The 15831-nt window shown below is 61.8% G+C and carries 17 protein-coding genes; 2 read left to right on the top strand and 15 right to left on the bottom strand.

Annotation, left to right across the window (positions count from 1 at the left end):
• Nucleotides 1-256: 256 nt before the first annotated feature.
• The 11 genes from DEH80_RS02810 to DEH80_RS02760 form a co-directional block, all read right to left on the bottom strand.
• On the bottom strand, nucleotides 257-862 hold the full coding sequence (locus DEH80_RS02810; protein WP_109718943.1) for a 3TM-type holin: 606 nt from the start codon (nucleotides 860-862) through the stop codon (nucleotides 257-259).
• The gene (locus DEH80_RS02805; RefSeq protein ID WP_109718942.1) at nucleotides 862-1401 is read right to left on the bottom strand and encodes a glycoside hydrolase family 108 protein; all 540 of its coding nucleotides are present in this window, start codon (nucleotides 1399-1401) and stop codon (nucleotides 862-864) included. Before DEH80_RS02805 ends, DEH80_RS02810 begins: the two co-directional genes overlap by 1 nt.
• 37 nt (nucleotides 1402-1438) lie before the next feature.
• On the bottom strand, nucleotides 1439-1975 hold the full coding sequence (locus DEH80_RS02800) for a hypothetical protein (protein ID WP_109718941.1): 537 nt from the start codon (nucleotides 1973-1975) through the stop codon (nucleotides 1439-1441).
• A 102-nt stretch (nucleotides 1976-2077) separates the two neighbouring features.
• Nucleotides 2078-2983: an alpha/beta fold hydrolase gene (locus DEH80_RS02795; RefSeq protein ID WP_109718940.1), complete on the bottom strand. Its 906-nt coding sequence runs from the start codon at nucleotides 2981-2983 to the stop codon at nucleotides 2078-2080.
• Nucleotides 2984-3080: 97 nt separating this feature from the next.
• Nucleotides 3081-3578, bottom strand: coding sequence for a DUF6265 family protein (locus DEH80_RS02790; protein ID WP_133249091.1), 498 nt, complete (start codon nucleotides 3576-3578; stop codon nucleotides 3081-3083).
• Entirely contained in the window at nucleotides 3571-3924 is a 354-nt protein-coding gene (locus DEH80_RS02785) for a hypothetical protein (protein ID WP_109718938.1), read from the bottom strand. The genes DEH80_RS02790 and DEH80_RS02785 overlap by 8 nt, the downstream gene beginning before the upstream one ends.
• 142 nt (nucleotides 3925-4066) lie before the next feature.
• Entirely contained in the window at nucleotides 4067-4549 is a 483-nt protein-coding gene (locus DEH80_RS02780) for an SRPBCC family protein (RefSeq protein WP_109718937.1), read from the bottom strand.
• A 51-nt stretch (nucleotides 4550-4600) separates the two neighbouring features.
• Complete coding sequence (locus DEH80_RS02775) at nucleotides 4601-5155, bottom strand: YdeI/OmpD-associated family protein (protein ID WP_109718936.1); 555 nt, start codon at nucleotides 5153-5155, stop codon at nucleotides 4601-4603.
• Nucleotides 5156-5248: 93 nt separating this feature from the next.
• Nucleotides 5249-5740: an anthrone oxygenase family protein gene (locus DEH80_RS02770; protein WP_109718935.1), complete on the bottom strand. Its 492-nt coding sequence runs from the start codon at nucleotides 5738-5740 to the stop codon at nucleotides 5249-5251.
• A gap of 88 nt (nucleotides 5741-5828) precedes the next feature.
• Nucleotides 5829-6407, bottom strand: a complete 579-nt coding sequence (locus DEH80_RS02765) for a hypothetical protein (RefSeq protein WP_109718934.1) — start codon at nucleotides 6405-6407, stop codon at nucleotides 5829-5831.
• Nucleotides 6408-6515: 108 nt separating this feature from the next.
• Nucleotides 6516-8111, bottom strand: a complete 1596-nt coding sequence (locus DEH80_RS02760; protein WP_109718933.1) for an isocitrate lyase — start codon at nucleotides 8109-8111, stop codon at nucleotides 6516-6518.
• Nucleotides 8112-8327: 216 nt separating this feature from the next.
• Here DEH80_RS02760 and DEH80_RS02755 point away from each other — a divergent pair, with 216 nt between their 5' ends.
• Nucleotides 8328-9266: a LysR family transcriptional regulator gene (locus tag DEH80_RS02755; protein ID WP_109718932.1), complete on the top strand. Its 939-nt coding sequence runs from the start codon at nucleotides 8328-8330 to the stop codon at nucleotides 9264-9266.
• A gap of 34 nt (nucleotides 9267-9300) precedes the next feature.
• Here DEH80_RS02755 and aceB read toward each other — a convergent pair whose 3' ends face one another.
• From aceB to DEH80_RS02740, 3 genes are all read right to left on the bottom strand, one after another.
• Entirely contained in the window at nucleotides 9301-10902 is a 1602-nt protein-coding gene (aceB, locus tag DEH80_RS02750; RefSeq protein WP_109718931.1) for a malate synthase A, read from the bottom strand.
• A gap of 163 nt (nucleotides 10903-11065) precedes the next feature.
• Nucleotides 11066-11548 (bottom strand): ribonuclease E activity regulator RraA, encoded by a 483-nt coding sequence (gene rraA, locus DEH80_RS02745; RefSeq protein WP_109718930.1) that lies wholly within the window; start codon nucleotides 11546-11548, stop codon nucleotides 11066-11068.
• Nucleotides 11545-12057 (bottom strand): disulfide bond formation protein B, encoded by a 513-nt coding sequence (locus DEH80_RS02740; RefSeq protein WP_109718929.1) that lies wholly within the window; start codon nucleotides 12055-12057, stop codon nucleotides 11545-11547. Before DEH80_RS02740 ends, rraA begins: the two co-directional genes overlap by 4 nt.
• A gap of 114 nt (nucleotides 12058-12171) precedes the next feature.
• On the opposite strand from DEH80_RS02740, the gene DEH80_RS02735 reads away from it, so the two are divergent.
• Nucleotides 12172-14202 (top strand): hypothetical protein, encoded by a 2031-nt coding sequence (locus DEH80_RS02735; RefSeq protein ID WP_133249090.1) that lies wholly within the window; start codon nucleotides 12172-12174, stop codon nucleotides 14200-14202.
• A 72-nt stretch (nucleotides 14203-14274) separates the two neighbouring features.
• Here DEH80_RS02735 and DEH80_RS02730 read toward each other — a convergent pair whose 3' ends face one another.
• Nucleotides 14275-15657: a class II fumarate hydratase gene (locus DEH80_RS02730; protein ID WP_109719029.1), complete on the bottom strand. Its 1383-nt coding sequence runs from the start codon at nucleotides 15655-15657 to the stop codon at nucleotides 14275-14277.
• Between the last annotated feature and the right edge of the window lie 174 nt (nucleotides 15658-15831).

Here is a 15831-nt window from a genome sequence, read left to right as displayed (position 1 = left end):
AGAACGATTAGACATCCGTCACGGCCTGTGCGGCTGCCACACGACGACTCGACCAGAAACCGAACGCGGGCATGACCACAGATAAACCGCAGAAAACGATGCCAGGCGGGCGTCAGCAGAGCGCCTTGCAGACCGGGGCCTTCACGTGGAAACGGTCTCCCAGCAGCGTTGTCCGCATGAGGTGACGGCAACACGAGCCGCGACGGCCTTGAGAACCGGTTTCAGGGTACCTGCAAGCAGCCAAAGCATGGTGTCATCAAGACTTGGACGAGTTACCCGACGCCGACGCCTCCCGTGCAAGCCAGCGCTTGATGACTTCATTTTCCGGAGGCTTGGCGCCGGCCTCAATGGCGGTGTCAAAGATCCTGGACTCGGTGGATTCGTCCTCCGGTTCCAGCGCCCGAAACGCCTTGCGCATGGTCACCAGCTCCCGCGCGGCCCGCACCGCATCTTTTCTCACGGCCATGTCCTGAGCCTTGAGCTGCATGCGCCCTCCGAAGTAGAACCCAATCATCACACTCAACAGCGCCCAGTAACCTGCTGGGATGAGTTCATAGGCCTGGGCGATCAGGAGAAAGCGCGCTGGGTCCAGCGGTGCCAGCACGAAGAAACCGATGATCGCGAGGGTGAGCAGCGGGCGCGGCAAACGATTCAGGCCGTCGACAAAGGCATCCCACGCGGTGCGGTTCTGTCGAGCGTGGAACTCGGCAGCAAACTGCTGCAATGCCGCGCGGTCCCGGTCCAGGTCGGCCAGCCACTGTTCATGCTGACGCGCTCCGCGGTTTTCCCGGTTCTCGACGAAGACCTCGGCGACATCCTTTCCACCGCGCAGCAAGTCACCAAGGGCTGTCCACCAGCCCATCACGCCACGGCCTCTTCGAATTCTGCCGCGCGGTTGAGCCAACCGGTTAGAAAGACCTGCTGCGATGGACGGGCCGCGACGATCAGGTGGTAGAAGTTCTTGCGCTCTTCGATGAGGGCCAGCAGAAACACATCGCCCATGATGGCTTGCGCCCACTCCGCTGCCTTTCGTGTATTCGGACCCATGGCACCATCCTCGGACAACAGCGGTTGGTAGCGAGCATGATTGCAGACGCGCTGCACGAACTTCACAGCCTGCCTCGGCCCGTGGTTAACCGCACAGTCGAATACAAAGGACTGGACCGGCGCGGGCAAGCGGTCGATGCGCGGCCCATAAAAATAATTGCGCTCGTAGATATCCCGCGCGACCTCCTCGCTCAGGCCCTCGACCTCGCGGCGCAAGGCGACGCGTCCGATGTAGGCCGACAAGGTCTTTTGCGTGACGCCGAACTTGGTGGGCCCGCCCCGATCGGCCGGGTGGTCTACGAATCCGCCCTCACGGCGAAGAATATCGTCGATCATTTCCGGGACTGTGCGCATGCTGTACCGACCTCCCTGTCGATGGCAGAACCCGCGGTTAGCCGTCGATGCAATCCGTGTCGTAATGCTCGGGGTTATCCAGGTTAGGCCCGACGCAGGTGTTCTCGTCCGTGGCACCGTTACCGGAACCGCTTCGCGCGTCCACCGAACCGCCGTTGACCTCCACCGAGTTGCCGCCCAAGGCAAGCGCGGCCAGTACGCCCCCAGTGATGGCCAGGCCAATCCAGATGCCGGATCGGCCGTCTTCGTCGCTGTCCGTTTCCGCGGACAGACCCTGGGGCCGTAACGGCTGCCAGGCCACACCGGCCAGCGCAGGTCGCCAGCCCGAGTCACTTCGAAATTGCAGGCCGCTATACGGTGAGGCCTGCTCCCCTGCCCAGTTCTCGATCAGCACTGGGACGCGGAGTGCGGTGCCGGCGTCCAACTGCTGAACGCCCGCCCGCTCGCCCCCAAAGGACAGTGACCACTGCACACCCAGTTGCCAGGGTTCGTCGGCCAGCACCGATCCCGACCAGGTGGCCATCCCCACAACAACAGCGGCCACCGCCGCGAGCAATCCCCGATCTCCACTCATACCCTGTCCCCTAGACCGTCGATGTGAAGCGGCCCCATGCCCGCTTCCTTCAGGTCTTCATACGGAAACCCGTGCTCAAACCGGACAGCCTGCGGTCAGGATTTAGTCGTAGTAGCCCAGCACGGCCTGCAACCAGCTATCGGGGTCGCTGATCTGACAAAAATGTCCGACCCCCGGCATCAGTGTTAGCGCCGCCGATGTACAGACCTGTTGTTTGAGGTGATGCGCCATTTCCACCCGAGCCACCGCGTCGGCGTCCCCCCAGCACAGATGGATGGGGATTTGCGTGGCTGCGAGCGCCGGCAGCCACCGTGCGGCTTCGAAGCGACGTCGGTCAAACAGATAACGGATGGTGAGGTAGGACTTGCGATGGCCATCCTGCAGGCAGTTGGCCGCCCACATCAAATCGATATCTTCGTCCGACAATGCGTCGGTGCCGTGCGCACTGCGCACCTGCTGAACAAAGGTCTTCTTGTTAACCAGTCGGGTCATCGATGGCCCGAAACGCGTGAGCAGCAGGCGTTGGGTCACCCGCAGCTTGGCCAAGCCAAGCACCATACTGCCGTTGGTGAAGGTGACGCTTTGAAACCCGGCATCAAACCCCGCCGGCAGCATCCCTGCAACGGCCCGGGCCACCAGCTCGGTGGACACGCTATCCCCCATATCGTGGGCAATCAGGTGACCACCGCGCAGGCCCAGGTGCAGCCAGACGGCAAGGGCCACATCAGCCTGCTCCATCAGCGAGTAGCCAAAACGATCCGCGCTGGGCTTGTCGCTGAATCCGTAGCCGATGAGATCCAGCAGAACCACGCGCTTGAAGCGCGCGCCGAGGCCATCAACTACCTTGTGGTACGAGAAGGAAGATTCCGGAAATCCGTGCATTAACAACGCCGTGTCCGCCGGCGCTGCGCCTGCGTCACCGATATCCCGGTAATAAACCTGCAGCCCGCTGCCTGGCAGCGTCAGCGTGGCCCCAGCCTGCTGCCAAGCCTGCAACATGTCCTGCATATGCACTCCCCTGATCAGGCACGGATGCCTGTTATTGCTGTGTGCACAGCATAGCGGTCACAACGCAATCGCCGCGATGCCACGGCGTGACATCTGACTACTGACAGCTAATCCGGGTCATAGGTATCTCAATGCGTTTCTCACCAACGCTGGTCGCGCCTTCCAGCACCGCGATGACTTGCCGGACACCCTCGTTCATATAGGTAATGCGTTGGGGAAAATCATGTTCCGGATTGTCGAAGACGACCTCGCGATCATCAAGATGATCGAGTCGGAACGCCGTCGCCGGCTGGCCGGCTGGCTCTGCGATGTAGTGGACAACGCCGTCCGCATCGATCGCAATTCGCATGTACTCGTGTGCGGTCATCTGCCCCTCGCGAACGGTGCGGGACAAGCCCAGCAGGCTACCGCCGGCGGGTTTGCTCCATATCTCGACCGTGCCCCGTTCCGCGCCATCCGATTGCCAGCAACCGCTCAGCCAATGCAGCCGCGTGAGGCTGTTTTGTGGGGCCGCCACGGCCGGCGCCATCGCCAGCGTACACGCTGCAACGAGCATGATGGTCCAAGCCGCCGACGCCTTCATAACGTCAGTCATCCGACAGCGCCGCTGGGCAGCTCAGTCCGTACTGAGCCAGCACGCTGCAACGCGTGATATGCGTGCTGCCGGTGGCATCCGGACGAATATAGACCTCGTACTGCTCGCCACCTGCGCAACGCAGATACCAGTATGCGTTGTTATTGAGGTCAAACCGCTTGGCGTCGATGAGCGTCTGGACCCCGCCGCCGCAAGCCTGATCACTGGTCACCAGCACCCGTGAAAAGGCTGCTTTGCGTTCCAGCTCAGACATGCCAAGCAATGCCGCCTGGGCCGGGTGATCATTGGCAAGACCAACCAGCGGCAAAGCGAAGCCGACTGCCGCCGTACAGAGAATTTTGAGCATGGGGTTTGAAGAGGTACTCGTGAATTACCGGGACACATCCTGCCGGAAGAACGGTAGGCGCCGGCAAGCATAGCGGCCTGCTGTTTGGGTGCAATGCCCGGCATGCGCGGTGGCATCGGATCAGCGTTTACGTCGGCATCACTCAGGTCTCCGCCGACAGCAAACTCCGCCATTGGTCGAAGGCCACCGACCACGCCCGCGCCTGCCAGAGGCGCGCCTGGTCCCATTCCGGGGAACTGCGCCAACCACTATGCACCAGATGCACGCGGCAGCCCCGATCATGTGCGATGAATGTCACGACCACATGGGTCAACGGATCCACCACATTCGCGAAGGCCTTGAACTGCGCCGGACTCTTCCAGTGGAACGCCAGGAGCTCGCCCGGTGCCCAGGCCGTGATTTTACAGCCCATGGTGCTGTTGTTCTTCGGATCATCTGGCATCCAGAACAGTTCGTACCGACCGCCAACACCGCGATCTACATTGGCAGCAGCCGTTAGCCACTGGGTCAGCAATTCGGGCTTGGTGAAGTCATCGAAGGCAATGGCAGCGGAGATGCCCAGCTCTGTGTTGCTGTGGAGCACCGGGTCGGTCACCGGAGCGGCTGGACCAGGTGTGCTGGTCATCTTGGTTGATCACCCGTCAAAGCGGTTGTGCACGCACATTCCGGGCCGCGCTTAGTCGCCGGCATGACGGGGCTTGGCTTCCGGCGCCTTGAAGGCCTTGCTGTAGAAGCCAGACGGGTCGAAACAACAAACACGCTTCTTACCGTCTGCAAGCATTTCACAGGCGTCACGCACACGCTTGGCCCGCGTACTGGCCTGTTTGGCTGAAGTCAGCCAATGAATCCAGTCCACTCGGGCCAGTGTGGTCGTGGACGCCCAGGTCTGTTGGGCGGCGGCCTGCGTCGACAAGGCCGCGATCAAATCATCCGGAACCTCAGGCTCTGGCTGCGTCTCCAGCTGGGCGACACGAAACCGGGCCGGCACACCCGGTTCAGCTCGGGCGGCCTGGAGCATGGCGGGTTCGATGCGCATCCAGTGACTCTTGCGGCCATCCGGTTCCAGCAAGATGTCGAATCGTTCATCGTTGATCCAGACCGCAGCGGTCAATCGACCACGCCTGGGCAACGTCGCGCTCACCTCCGGCGGCAGGACAACAAAATACCAAGGGACATCACTGGCCTGGTCAAGGGCCTGCAGCGGTGTCGCCATGAATTCGCCTGCTGTCATCGCCCCTCCTGGTCCGTCTCGTCATCGCAGCACGCCGTCCGCCGCTTGCGGTCGACAGGCCTCGCTGGGTGGCTGGTGTCAGTGAATGAGTCTCTAGCGCAGCGTCAGCGCCACCAACAACAACAGCACCCTGCCTATCGCGGCCACCGTACGCCTCCGATTCCAGCGATTCCAGACCGGCTCGAAATTGCGCCGGGCAACCAGCAAGGCAGCGGGACTGAGGCGGTGCGTGTCCACTGCCTGCAACGCATTATTCAAAGGAATATGGATGCGTAGCGTGGGCCATTGCACGCCAAGAATGTACAGCAGGCCTGCTGCCATCACCCACGGCGCAGCGTCCGTTGCGGGCCCAAGCGCCGCCAACACCGCGCTTGCCACAAGCGACAGCACCGACCCCAACCACACCAGACCAAAGATCGGGTGATTGTTCTGGATCACGCCATCCACCGCCTGAAAGGCATGGATGTATGCAGCGTCATCCAGCGTCCTCAAACCGGGCATGATGACCACTGCAAATGCGAACAACAGCCCGGCGACCAGGCTACAGCACAATGCGGCAAGCAGAATGAATCCGCTCAGAACCATGGCGTCACGCCCGTTAGCAAGGGATCGTGACGGAATCTTAGCGCCAACGGTGGCCGCGCATGCAGTGTTTGAGGCGTCCTGCCTGTACTCAGGCGTCGTCTCGCACAGGGGCTAGATGGGCGGCATCGATATCCGAGTCGATATACGCCATACCCAGGGTTTGCAGGTACTCGAGGCGGTTGGCCTTCATGAGGTCGATGTCTGGACCAGCCAGGCCGCAATCCTGGTAGATACGAGCAACGTAAGCCATGTACGCCTCACCTTCGCCGACCAGCAACAGGGTGGCCGCACCGACATCGGGCTTGACCTGCCCATTAAGATCGTCCGGCAGGGTCACCGACAGCACGGCGGGCTGCTCATCGCTGCCAAATCGAAGCCGACGCCTGCGGACCGTTTGCAGCGCCCAGTAATAGGCAAGCGCCTTACTCGGCGTCAGGTAAACCGGTTCGGTTGTAGCCTGGTAGCTGTTGCCGATCGTGGCCATGGTCTTCTCGGTCGCCGCCTGCATCTCGCGATCACCGGATCGTTTCAGACCGGCATGCAGAATCGGATCCACCAGGGCTGACGAGGTGCCGTGATACCACCGGTGACCGGTGGTAAAGCCACGCTCGCCGAGCAGGGCCTGGCCGTCATTGAGGTGCTCAGGGGGCCGGATGGGATCAGACATGGTTGATGGGCGCTCCGTTCAAAAAAAAAGGCGGCCCCATCAGGAGCCGCCTCTTCTACTCAAGGATGCCCCGGCGCAGAACGCACCCGGGCATTCAAGGCTCTCGGATCAGTTGAACTGGTTCGAGGTGTTCTTCGCACCGCCGGCCTTCAGGGCCCGGTCACCAGCGAAGTATTCCTTGTGATCGTCACCGATGTCGGAACCCGACATGTTCTGGTGCTTCACACAGGCGATGCCCTGGCGGATTTCCTTGCGCTGCACGCCGGCCACGTAGCCCAGCATGCCCTGGTCGCCGAAGTATTCCTTGGCCAGGTTGTCCACCGAGAGTGCCGTGGTGTGGTAGGTCGGCAGCGTGATCAGGTGGTGGAAAATGTTCGCTTCGCGCGAGCAGTCTTCCTGGAAGCTACGCACCTTGGCATCTGCATCGGCCGCCAGTTCCGAATCGTCGTACTTGGCGTTCATCAGATCGTCGCGATCGTACCCGGACACATCCTTGCCTTCCTCGACCCAGCGGTCGTAGGCCTGCTTGCGGAAGTTCAGGGTCCAGTTGAACGACGGGCTGTTGTTGTAGACCAGCTTGGCGTCCGGGATCTCCTTGCGTACGCCGTCCATCATCGCCTTGATGTCGGCAACGCTGGGGGTGGCGGTTTCGATCCAGATCAGGTCGGCGCCGGCACGCAGGGCTTCCACGCTATCGAACACGCAACGCTCAGGACCGGTGCCTTCACGGAACTGGTACAGACCAGATGCCAGACGCTTCGGACGCAGCAGCTTGCCGTCACGGTTGATGCAGACATCCCCTTCGGCCATTTCGGAGACGTCGATCTCTTCGCAGTCGAGGTAGGAGTTGTAACGGTCACCCTGGTCGCCCGGCTCGTTGACCACGGCAATTTCCTTGGTCAGGCCAGCACCTTCGGAGTCGGTGCGCGCAACGATGATCCCGTTGTCGATGCCCAGCTCGAGGAATGCATACCGCAGGGCGCGAATCTTGGCGTGGAAGTCTTCGTGCGGCACGGTGACCTTACCGTCCTGGTGACCACACTGCTTCTCGTCGGCCACCTGGTTCTCGATCTGCAGCGCACAGGCGCCGGCTTCGATCATCTGCTTGGCCAGCAGGTAGGTCGCCTCGGCGTTACCAAAGCCTGCATCGATGTCGGCAATAATCGGCACGACATGGGTTTCGTAGTTGTCGATGGCGTCCTGGATCTCGGCTTCCTTGGCGGCATCACCGGCTTCGCGGGCCTTGTCCAGCTCGCGGAACAGCATGCCGAGCTCACGGGCATCAGCCTGGCGCAGGAAGGTGTACAGCTCTTCCACCAGCGAAGCTACAGCGGTCTTCTCATGCATGGACTGGTCGGGCAGCGGTCCGAACTCGGAACGCAGCGCAGCAACCATCCAGCCCGACAGGTACAGATATTTCTTGTCGGTGGTGCCGAAGTGCTTCTTGATGGAGATCAGCTTCTGCTGACCGACGAAACCGTGCCAGCAACCCAGCGACTGGGTGTACTTGGTCTTGTCCTTGTCGAACTCGGCCATGTCGCGGCGCATGATGTCGGCCGTGTACTGGGCGATTTCCAGGCCCGTCTTGAACCGGTTCTGGATGCGCATGCGAGCGGCAGACTCAGCATTGATCTCGTCCCAAGGGCTGCCCGCAGCGTCCTTAACGCGCTGAATGGCGGCGATTTCGTCCTTGTACTGTGACATATTGAACACCTGTTGAATGATCGAAAGCCAAGAGCCACAAGTCAGAAATCGAGGGCCGGGCTCCTGTAATGCGGGCGCATTCTAGCGGCCCTCGGATAATAATTCTAATAAATGGCTATTATTCTCACTATTCACACAATGAATGCATGAAGCGCCCACAGGCAGCCGTCCCGGCGATGCCACCGGACGGCCGAGTCAGTGCTTCGGCAGACCCGCATGAACCTCAAGCATATCGACCTGAATCTGTTGGTTTATCTGGATGTCTTGCTGCAAACCTGCAGCGTGACCCAGGCAGCAGAGAGCATGGGCATCAGCCAGCCTGCGATGAGCAACGGCCTGCGACGTCTGCGGGAACTGTTCAATGACCCCCTGCTGATCCGAACCAAAGACGGCATGGCCCCAACCGAGCGCGCCCGTGCCCTGCAACCACTGGTCAGGAAAATCGTGGCCGATGTGGAGTTGGCCGTCGAACCGGACAAGGGCTTCGACCCGGCCACCGCACGTCGCGTCTTCCGGCTGTCGGTGAGTGACTACAGCGAATGCACGCTGCTCCCCCCGCTGCTGCGGGCCATGCACAACACGGCACCCAACATCACCCTCGACATCCTGACGCCTAGCGATGTGAGCTACAGCGATGTGGAGGGCGGCAAGGTGGACCTGGTCATCAACCGCTTCGATGAAGTACCGCAGTCGTTTCACCATCAGACGATCTGGCGAGACAGCTTCTCCTGCATGATCAGCCGGGACAACCCGATTCGCGACCATTTCGACCTGGAGAGCTACCTGGAAGCCAGCCATGTCTGGGTGAGCAAGACCGGTATGGGCATTGGCGTGGGCGTCGAGCCCGGAACCATGCAGCAGCTCGGCTGGGTGGATGATGCCCTCGCCCGCCTGGGCAAGCGCCGCAAGATTCGCGTCTACACCCGCCATTATCAAGCGGCGATGCAGCTGGCCGAGATGGATGACCTGGTGATTACCCTGCCCAGCAAGTCAGCCAAGCTCCAGCAGGACAACCCCGATGTGTTGATCCTGCCCCCGCCGTTCGAAATCCCCGAGACCGAGCTGAAGATGGCGTGGAGTTCATTGTTGCAACACAACCCGGCGCATCAGTGGCTGCGGGGGCTCATCGCCAAGGTCGCCAGCGAGCTCGACTAGTCGCGGCCATCCAGTCGGGGCGGCAACCGCCTGCCTATGCCAGCCGTTCGTAGGCCGGCACGGTCAGAAAGTTTTCCAATTCCTCGGCCACACAGAGCTGGAACAGCAGATCCCGGGCTTCGGAAAATCGGCCCGATGCGAAGCGTTCGTCGCCCACCTCCATGCGGATGATGTCCATCTCTTCAGCCAGCACCTGCTCGAAGAGCTCGATCGTGACCTCGCGGCCATCGTCCAAGCGCCCCTCGGGGTGGTGGATCCACTGCCAGACCTGGGCTCTCGAAATTTCAGCCGTAGCGGCATCTTCCATCAGGTTGTACAGCGGTACGCAGCCGCGGCCGGTCATCCAGGCCTCGATGTACTGGATGGCCACGCTGACGTTGTTCCGTAGACCCGCCTCGGTGATCGGCCCCTCGGGCTGGCACAACAAGTCATCGGCGGACACCACCCAGTCGAGCGGACGCGCAAGCTGGTTGGCCGAGTCTAAGCCCGCATCAAACACCTCACGAACCACGGGGGCCAATCCAGGATGCGCCACCCAGGCGCCGTCATGGCCGTTGTCCAGTTCGCGCTGCTTGTCCGCGCGGACACGCCCGAAGGCCTTCTCGTTGGCCGCCGGGTCATTCTTTACGGGAATCAAGGGCGACATCCCACCCAGGGCCAGCGCACCTCGTTTATGACAGGTCTGGCAGAGCAGCTTGGAGTAGCTATCCATGCAGTGCTGCGTCATGTCCACCGCGAAACGATCTGCCATGACCCGCCCAGGCTGCAGCTTCAAGGTCTTGATCATGCTGAAGATGTAATCCCAGCGCCCGCAGTTGAGACCAACCACATGATCGCGCAGCTCGTAGAGGATTTCGTCCATCTCGAATGCAGCGGGCAGCGTCTCGATGAGCACCGTGGCCTTGATGCTGCCGCGGTTAATGCCCAGCACGTCCTGGGCGGCAATGAACAGGTCATTCCACAGCCGCGCCTCCAGGTGGGATTCGAGCTTGGGCAGGTAGAAATAAGGCCCCGAACCACGATTGATCAGCGTCCGCGCGTTGTGAAAAAAGTACAGCGCGAAATCGACGATGGCCGCAGGCGCCGGTGCACCATCCACCAGGATGTGTTTTTCGAGCAAATGCCAGCCACGGGGTCGGACGATTAGCGTCGCCGGCTTGTCAATCAGCGCGTAGTGCTTACCGGTGCCGGTGTCATGAAATTCGATGGTGCCGGCCACGGCATCCATGAGATTGACCTGCCCCTGGATCACTGCCTGCCATGTGGGCGCCAGGCTGTCCTCGAAATCAGCCATGTAGCACTGCACCGGCGCATTCAGCGCATTAATCACCGTCTTGCGCTCCACCGGACCGGTGATCTCGACGCGTCGATCCTGCAGATCGGCCGGCACGCCGCGAATCGTCCAGCGCCCATCGCGAATGTGCTGGGTATCGGGCAGAAAGTCGGGTCGCACTCCCCGGTCGAACAGTGCCTGTTTGGCAGCACGGGTCGACAAGCAGGCTTGCAGCGTCGGCCTGAACTGACGGACCAGACGACTGGTAAACGCGACGGCCTCCTCCGTCAGGACGCGCTCAAACCCGGGTTCGAGCCGTCCGAGAATGTCGGCATTACCAACCGTCGTAACCGTTTCCGTCATGTCGTCTTCAGTGACCTGGTTGCAGACAGGGGGGCCATGTCCGGCACAACAACGCGGCCAGCGTGGAGGGGCGAGCGATCCGAAAAGTATACCGAGCACCCGCGAATGCCGCAGCGCAGCAATCAACCACCACTAAAGACCGCAACCCAAGCGATTGAATTGACTAGAGTTCTAGCGCCTGCGTCGCGGTGATCATGCCGTCGGCGTCTGCATAGAGATAATCACCCTCTCGAAACTCGACGCCCGCGAACCGGACCGACAGGCCCAGTTCACCGATGTTCTGCTTGCGGCTTTTGAGCGGATGCGCCGCCAGGGCCTTCACACCGACGGCACAGGCCTCAATCTCCTCGACATCGCGCACGCAACCGTAAACGACCACGCCGGCCCAGTGGTTGTCTTCAGCCAGCTTGGCAAGATTTCCGCCCAGCAATGCGCAGCGCATGGACCCACCGCCGTCGACCACCAAAACGCGCCCCTCACCCGGCTGCTCCAGTTCGCTACGGACGAAGCTGTTGTCCTCGAAGCACTTGAGCGTATGAATGCGACCAGAGAACGCCATCTCGCCGCCAAAATCGGCAAACATCGGTTCTGCGACCTGAATCTTGTCGCTATGGGCGTCGCAAAGATCAGTAACGGGGTGGCTCATGGCGCGGTTCCTGTACTACGAATGGGAAGACAGGCTGCGATGATGCCCCAGATCGCCAACGCAACGAAGCCCAGCAGTGTCCAACCCGGCAGTGAAACCCCTAGAAAACTGGCATCAATAATCGCGCAGTTGCCGTCACCGGACAGCACGGTGCGGATCACATCCCAGGCCGGCATGACATCCATCATGTAGTCCAGCGACGGACCACAGGCCGGGACCTGATCCTCCGGCAAGTTCTGTAGCCAGACGTGACGGCCCGCGATGGCGATGCCCGAACCCGCGGCCAGGGCGGCCAGCCCCGCATAAATCCCCTGCCCGAGCCGGCTGGACGGCCCATGGAGGGCGGCCGCCAGCATGATCAGCCCCACGGCGATCATCGCCACACGCTGGAACACACACATCGGGCAGGGTTCCAAACCAAACGCGTACTGCAACACCAACGCAAAACCCAGCGCAGCGAACGCGATGATGCCTCCGATTGCCATCATCGGACGAAAGCTATTGAACATTCTCTACTCCCCAAGGAATCAACAGGTCTAGCTCGTTTTGTTGAGACCCGTTGGTCAATTTGTTTGAATGGGAAATGATTCCCAGTCGCATCCAACCCCCGCATGGAGGCACCTATGAAGACCCCTATTCTCCCCAAATGTTTAGTCGCTGGCTCGCTGGCCTTGCTGGCCGCGGGCTGCAGCGACTCCGATGATGGCCAGCAGCCGCCCAATGTGTCGGTGGTCGTTGCCAATAATGTGGCTGATTCCGAAGGCACCGTTGATGTCTTTGCGCCGAATCTGAATTCGCGATCCGGCAGCTTCACGTCCGGCTCCAACGAGGGCATCGCCTTTGACAGCACCGGCACGCTGTTTCAGGCAGGCGATAACGCGACGTTTACCGGGCTGCGTGTGTTTGCAAACTTTGCATCGCGCGCTGATGGCAGCGCCTACACCGCGGGCTTCGACCGCCAACTGGATGGCGCGGGCGGCCTGACCGGTGGGTTTGCCGGCAAGGGCATCGTGGTCATCGACGCCATCGGCCGCGTTGTGGTTGCTGACAATGCCGCCGGCGACATCAAACTGTTTTCGACAACAGCCGGTGACGGCGCCGTCGAACTGGCTGCCATCACCACCGCCGCAGCCCCCTGGGACGTCACCTACGACGCCGAGTCCGACCGTCTGTATGCCGCGTTGGTCGACGGCACCGTCGCCATCTTCGACGAGTTTGCCAGCGATCCGACGGCCGGGCCGGACCGCAGCATTTTTCCGATTGATGGCGAAGGCACACAGCTGTCGGTCAACTTCCACGGCTTGGCCAAGGTGGGCAGCCAGCTCGTCGTCACCGACGTGGGTGATGCCTCGGTGGCCGATGATGGCCAGATCTTTACGCTCACGGATGACGGCAGCGTCGATGGAGGCATTACCGCGGATGCCCGCATTGTCGGCAGCCGCACCCGGCTGGGTAACCCTGTCGACCTCGTGCTGACCGGCCGCACCGCGATTGTGGCTGAAAAAGCCAATGACCTGGTGCTGACTTTCAATGACGTGACGTCGGCAAACGGCAATGTTCCACCCTCGTACGTGCGGGGTCAGACCAAGCCGGAATCCGTGGCGCTGCTGATGCGCAGCGAGAACCTGCCGGCGGACAGCTCTGACATCAATGCCCCCGACAGCGTGACGGCCGTCGTTGTCTCGACCAATCCGACACCCCCGGAGAGCCCCTTCCCCGGCGGCACCGGAGATACGGGCCAGATCCTTTTGCTGGAAACCGATTTGTCGGCTGAGATCGGCGCGCTGGACGCCAGCGCCGGCGGCATGCTGGGCACCCCGGCACGCCAGCTCGAAAGCATTGCAGTCGACACCCGGGGCCATGCCTACGTGACCTATGACAATGGCTCGGCTGGCGCTGCCAATACGGGCGTCCTGGTGGCCAACCGTGTGGGCGCACGCGCGGGCACCGCTGCGGATGTTCCCAGTACCGACCGACTGGTCGCGGGCGCCACCAGCGAGCTGAACGCCCCGAAAGGAATCGAGCTCGTGCAGTCGCTGGGTCTGATGCTGGTCGCCGACAACGGCACCCCGGCCATCAGCGCCTATGGCCTGGAGGCGGATGGCGATTCTGCGCCCGTGTTCACCGTCACCGATGTAGGCAGCGCCTCCATTTGGGACCTGGACTACGACCCGGCTAACGACCGACTATTCGTCGCCGCCACCGATGGTGCCGTTCTGGTCTATGACGACTTCGCCGCCAGTGCCCGCGGCGACGCCGGAGCCATGGTCAGCCGGACGATTCTGCCGGCCTCCGGGGGGGCGCAAATCTCGGTGAACCTGCACGGCATCGTGCATGTGGCCGAGTCGGACCAGCTGATCCTGACCGATGTGGGTGATGCGGCCAGCGCCGAGGACGGCCAGATCTTCGTCATCGACAACGCGTCTAGCGCTAGTGGCAACGTCAACGTCACCGTCCAGATCATGGGCGACCAGACCCAGCTCGGGAACCCCGTGGACGTGGCCTTTGACGGCGCGGCCATCTTCGTTGCCGAGAAATCGAACGACGTGGTCCTGCGCTACGACAACATTCTGAGCCTGTCCGGCACACTCAACGCGGCGGCCGATGCGCAAATCGCCGTTACCAAGCCGGAGTCGGTGTCCCTGACCCGCTAATTGAGCCGAGGCTTGCCAGCTGAAAAACCAGCGCCGCGACCATCTGGTCGCGGCGTTTTTTATGCGCGTGAATCAGGCGCCGGGCAGACCGCCCCGGGTCAGGGTCATGGGATCCAGCAGCTCGCGCAGGCGCGCCTCGCTCAAATCGGTTAATTCCTGCGCCACCTCAATCACCGGTCGGCCGCTGCGATAGGCTTCCTTGGCAATTTTGGAACCCAGGTCATAGCCAATCTCGCGGTTCAGTGCGGTGACCAAAATGGGATTGCGCGACAACGCGGCAGCCACCTGGTCCTCGCGCACCGAAAAACCGCTAATCGCCTTGTCAGCCAGCACACGGGCCGCGCCCGCCAGAATCTCGATGGACTCCACCAGATTGCTGGCCACCACCGGCAGCATGACATTGAGCTGAAAATTGCCCGACTGCCCGGCCGCGGCCACGGTCGCGTCATTGCCTATGACCTGCGCGGCCACCATCGCGACGGCCTCCGGGACCACCGGATTAACCTTGCCCGGCATGATGGATGAACCCGGTTGCAGCGTCGGCAATTCGATCTCTCCCAGGCCTGCCAGCGGGCCGGAGTTCATCCAGCGCAAATCGTTCGCGATTTTGGTGTAGGTGATCGCCAGCGTACGGAGATGGCTGGACGTTTCGACTAGCGTATCGAGTGCGGCCTGAGCCGCAAAATGATCGAGCGCCCGCGAGAACGTCAAACCCGACAGCGCCGACACATGCTCGGCGAACAGGGAGCCGAATTCATGATGGGCGTTGATTCCCGAACCCACGGCCGTCCCCCCCTGCGGCAGCGCATGCAGTCGCTTTCGGGCATCGACCAGGCGATCCAACCCAGCGTCCAGCTGCGAGGACCACGCGCGGAGTTCCTGACCAAACGTCACCGGCATGGCGTCCATCAAATGGGTCCGTCCGGTCTTGGCCACCTCATCGAGTTCTTCGGCACGCGCCTCAATGGTGTCGATCAGCCGCCGCACGCCCGGCATGAGCTGCTCGGAACAGCCCAGCGCACAGGCCAGGTGAATGGCCGTGGGGATCACGTCATTGGAGGATTGGCTCATGTTGACGTGATCGTTCGGATGCACTTGGACACCCCGCTGCGCGCACAGACTGGCAATGACCTCGTTAGCGTTCATGTTGCTGGACGTGCCCGAACCCGTCTGGAAGATGTCCACCGGGAACTGCTCATCCACCTGTCCGCTGGCCACTTGCTCGGCCGCGACGACGATGGCCTGTGCCTGGACCTGGTCCAGCAACCCGAGCTGCGCATTGGCCCGTGCAGCAGCGGCCTTGATCAGGCCCAGTGACCGGATCATCAACCGCGGCATCCGGCGATGGCTAATCGGAAAGTTTTCGACAGCTCGCTGCGTTTGAGCCCCCCATAGGGCGTCTTTGGGAACCTTGAGTTCACCCAGGCTGTCGCGTTCGATTCGTGTACCCGTCATGAGCGGCGTCCCTCGTTTCTTCAGCCTGTAGCCGGGCATCATCCGTTGTTCGACGGATGGCTCCATGGACACGCGCCGCTGTGTCCGCCCGGCCCAAGGCGGTGGATGCGTCGAGTCCACAGTAAACGCTTGCTCCCGGGTGACGAAAGCGCTGCAAAACGGTTCCTGACGAGT

It is taken from the genome of Abyssibacter profundi (genome assembly GCF_003151135.1).
In the GTDB taxonomy this organism is placed as follows: domain Bacteria; phylum Pseudomonadota; class Gammaproteobacteria; order Nevskiales; family OUC007; genus Abyssibacter; species Abyssibacter profundi.
The sequence above is the reverse complement of the archived record's forward strand: the minus strand, read 5'-3'. Positions and strand labels throughout refer to the sequence as shown.

What these genes read in the sequence shown, in the direction of transcription:
- DEH80_RS02790 (WP_133249091.1), bottom strand. Translation starts at nt 3,578, where the DNA reads ATGACTGACGTTATGAAGGCGTCGGCGGCTTGGACCATCATGCTCGTT.
- DEH80_RS02780 (WP_109718937.1), bottom strand. Translation starts at nt 4,549, where the DNA reads ATGACCAGCACACCTGGTCCAGCCGCTCCGGTGACCGACCCGGTGCTC.
- DEH80_RS02755 (WP_109718932.1), top strand. Translation starts at nt 8,328, where the DNA reads ATGAACCTCAAGCATATCGACCTGAATCTGTTGGTTTATCTGGATGTC.
- DEH80_RS02730 (WP_109719029.1), bottom strand. Translation starts at nt 15,657, where the DNA reads ATGACGGGTACACGAATCGAACGCGACAGCCTGGGTGAACTCAAGGTT.
- DEH80_RS02735 (WP_133249090.1), top strand. Translation starts at nt 12,172, where the DNA reads ATGAAGACCCCTATTCTCCCCAAATGTTTAGTCGCTGGCTCGCTGGCC.
- DEH80_RS02775 (WP_109718936.1), bottom strand. Translation starts at nt 5,155, where the DNA reads ATGACAGCAGGCGAATTCATGGCGACACCGCTGCAGGCCCTTGACCAG.
- DEH80_RS02770 (WP_109718935.1), bottom strand. Translation starts at nt 5,740, where the DNA reads ATGGTTCTGAGCGGATTCATTCTGCTTGCCGCATTGTGCTGTAGCCTG.
- DEH80_RS02795 (WP_109718940.1), bottom strand. Translation starts at nt 2,983, where the DNA reads ATGCAGGACATGTTGCAGGCTTGGCAGCAGGCTGGGGCCACGCTGACG.
- DEH80_RS02760 (WP_109718933.1), bottom strand. Translation starts at nt 8,111, where the DNA reads ATGTCACAGTACAAGGACGAAATCGCCGCCATTCAGCGCGTTAAGGAC.
- DEH80_RS02800 (WP_109718941.1), bottom strand. Translation starts at nt 1,975, where the DNA reads ATGAGTGGAGATCGGGGATTGCTCGCGGCGGTGGCCGCTGTTGTTGTG.
- DEH80_RS02740 (WP_109718929.1), bottom strand. Translation starts at nt 12,057, where the DNA reads ATGTTCAATAGCTTTCGTCCGATGATGGCAATCGGAGGCATCATCGCG.
- DEH80_RS02810 (WP_109718943.1), bottom strand. Translation starts at nt 862, where the DNA reads ATGGGCTGGTGGACAGCCCTTGGTGACTTGCTGCGCGGTGGAAAGGAT.
- DEH80_RS02785 (WP_109718938.1), bottom strand. Translation starts at nt 3,924, where the DNA reads ATGCTCAAAATTCTCTGTACGGCGGCAGTCGGCTTCGCTTTGCCGCTG.
- rraA (WP_109718930.1), bottom strand. Translation starts at nt 11,548, where the DNA reads ATGAGCCACCCCGTTACTGATCTTTGCGACGCCCATAGCGACAAGATT.
- DEH80_RS02765 (WP_109718934.1), bottom strand. Translation starts at nt 6,407, where the DNA reads ATGTCTGATCCCATCCGGCCCCCTGAGCACCTCAATGACGGCCAGGCC.
- DEH80_RS02805 (WP_109718942.1), bottom strand. Translation starts at nt 1,401, where the DNA reads ATGCGCACAGTCCCGGAAATGATCGACGATATTCTTCGCCGTGAGGGC.
- aceB (WP_109718931.1), bottom strand. Translation starts at nt 10,902, where the DNA reads ATGACGGAAACGGTTACGACGGTTGGTAATGCCGACATTCTCGGACGG.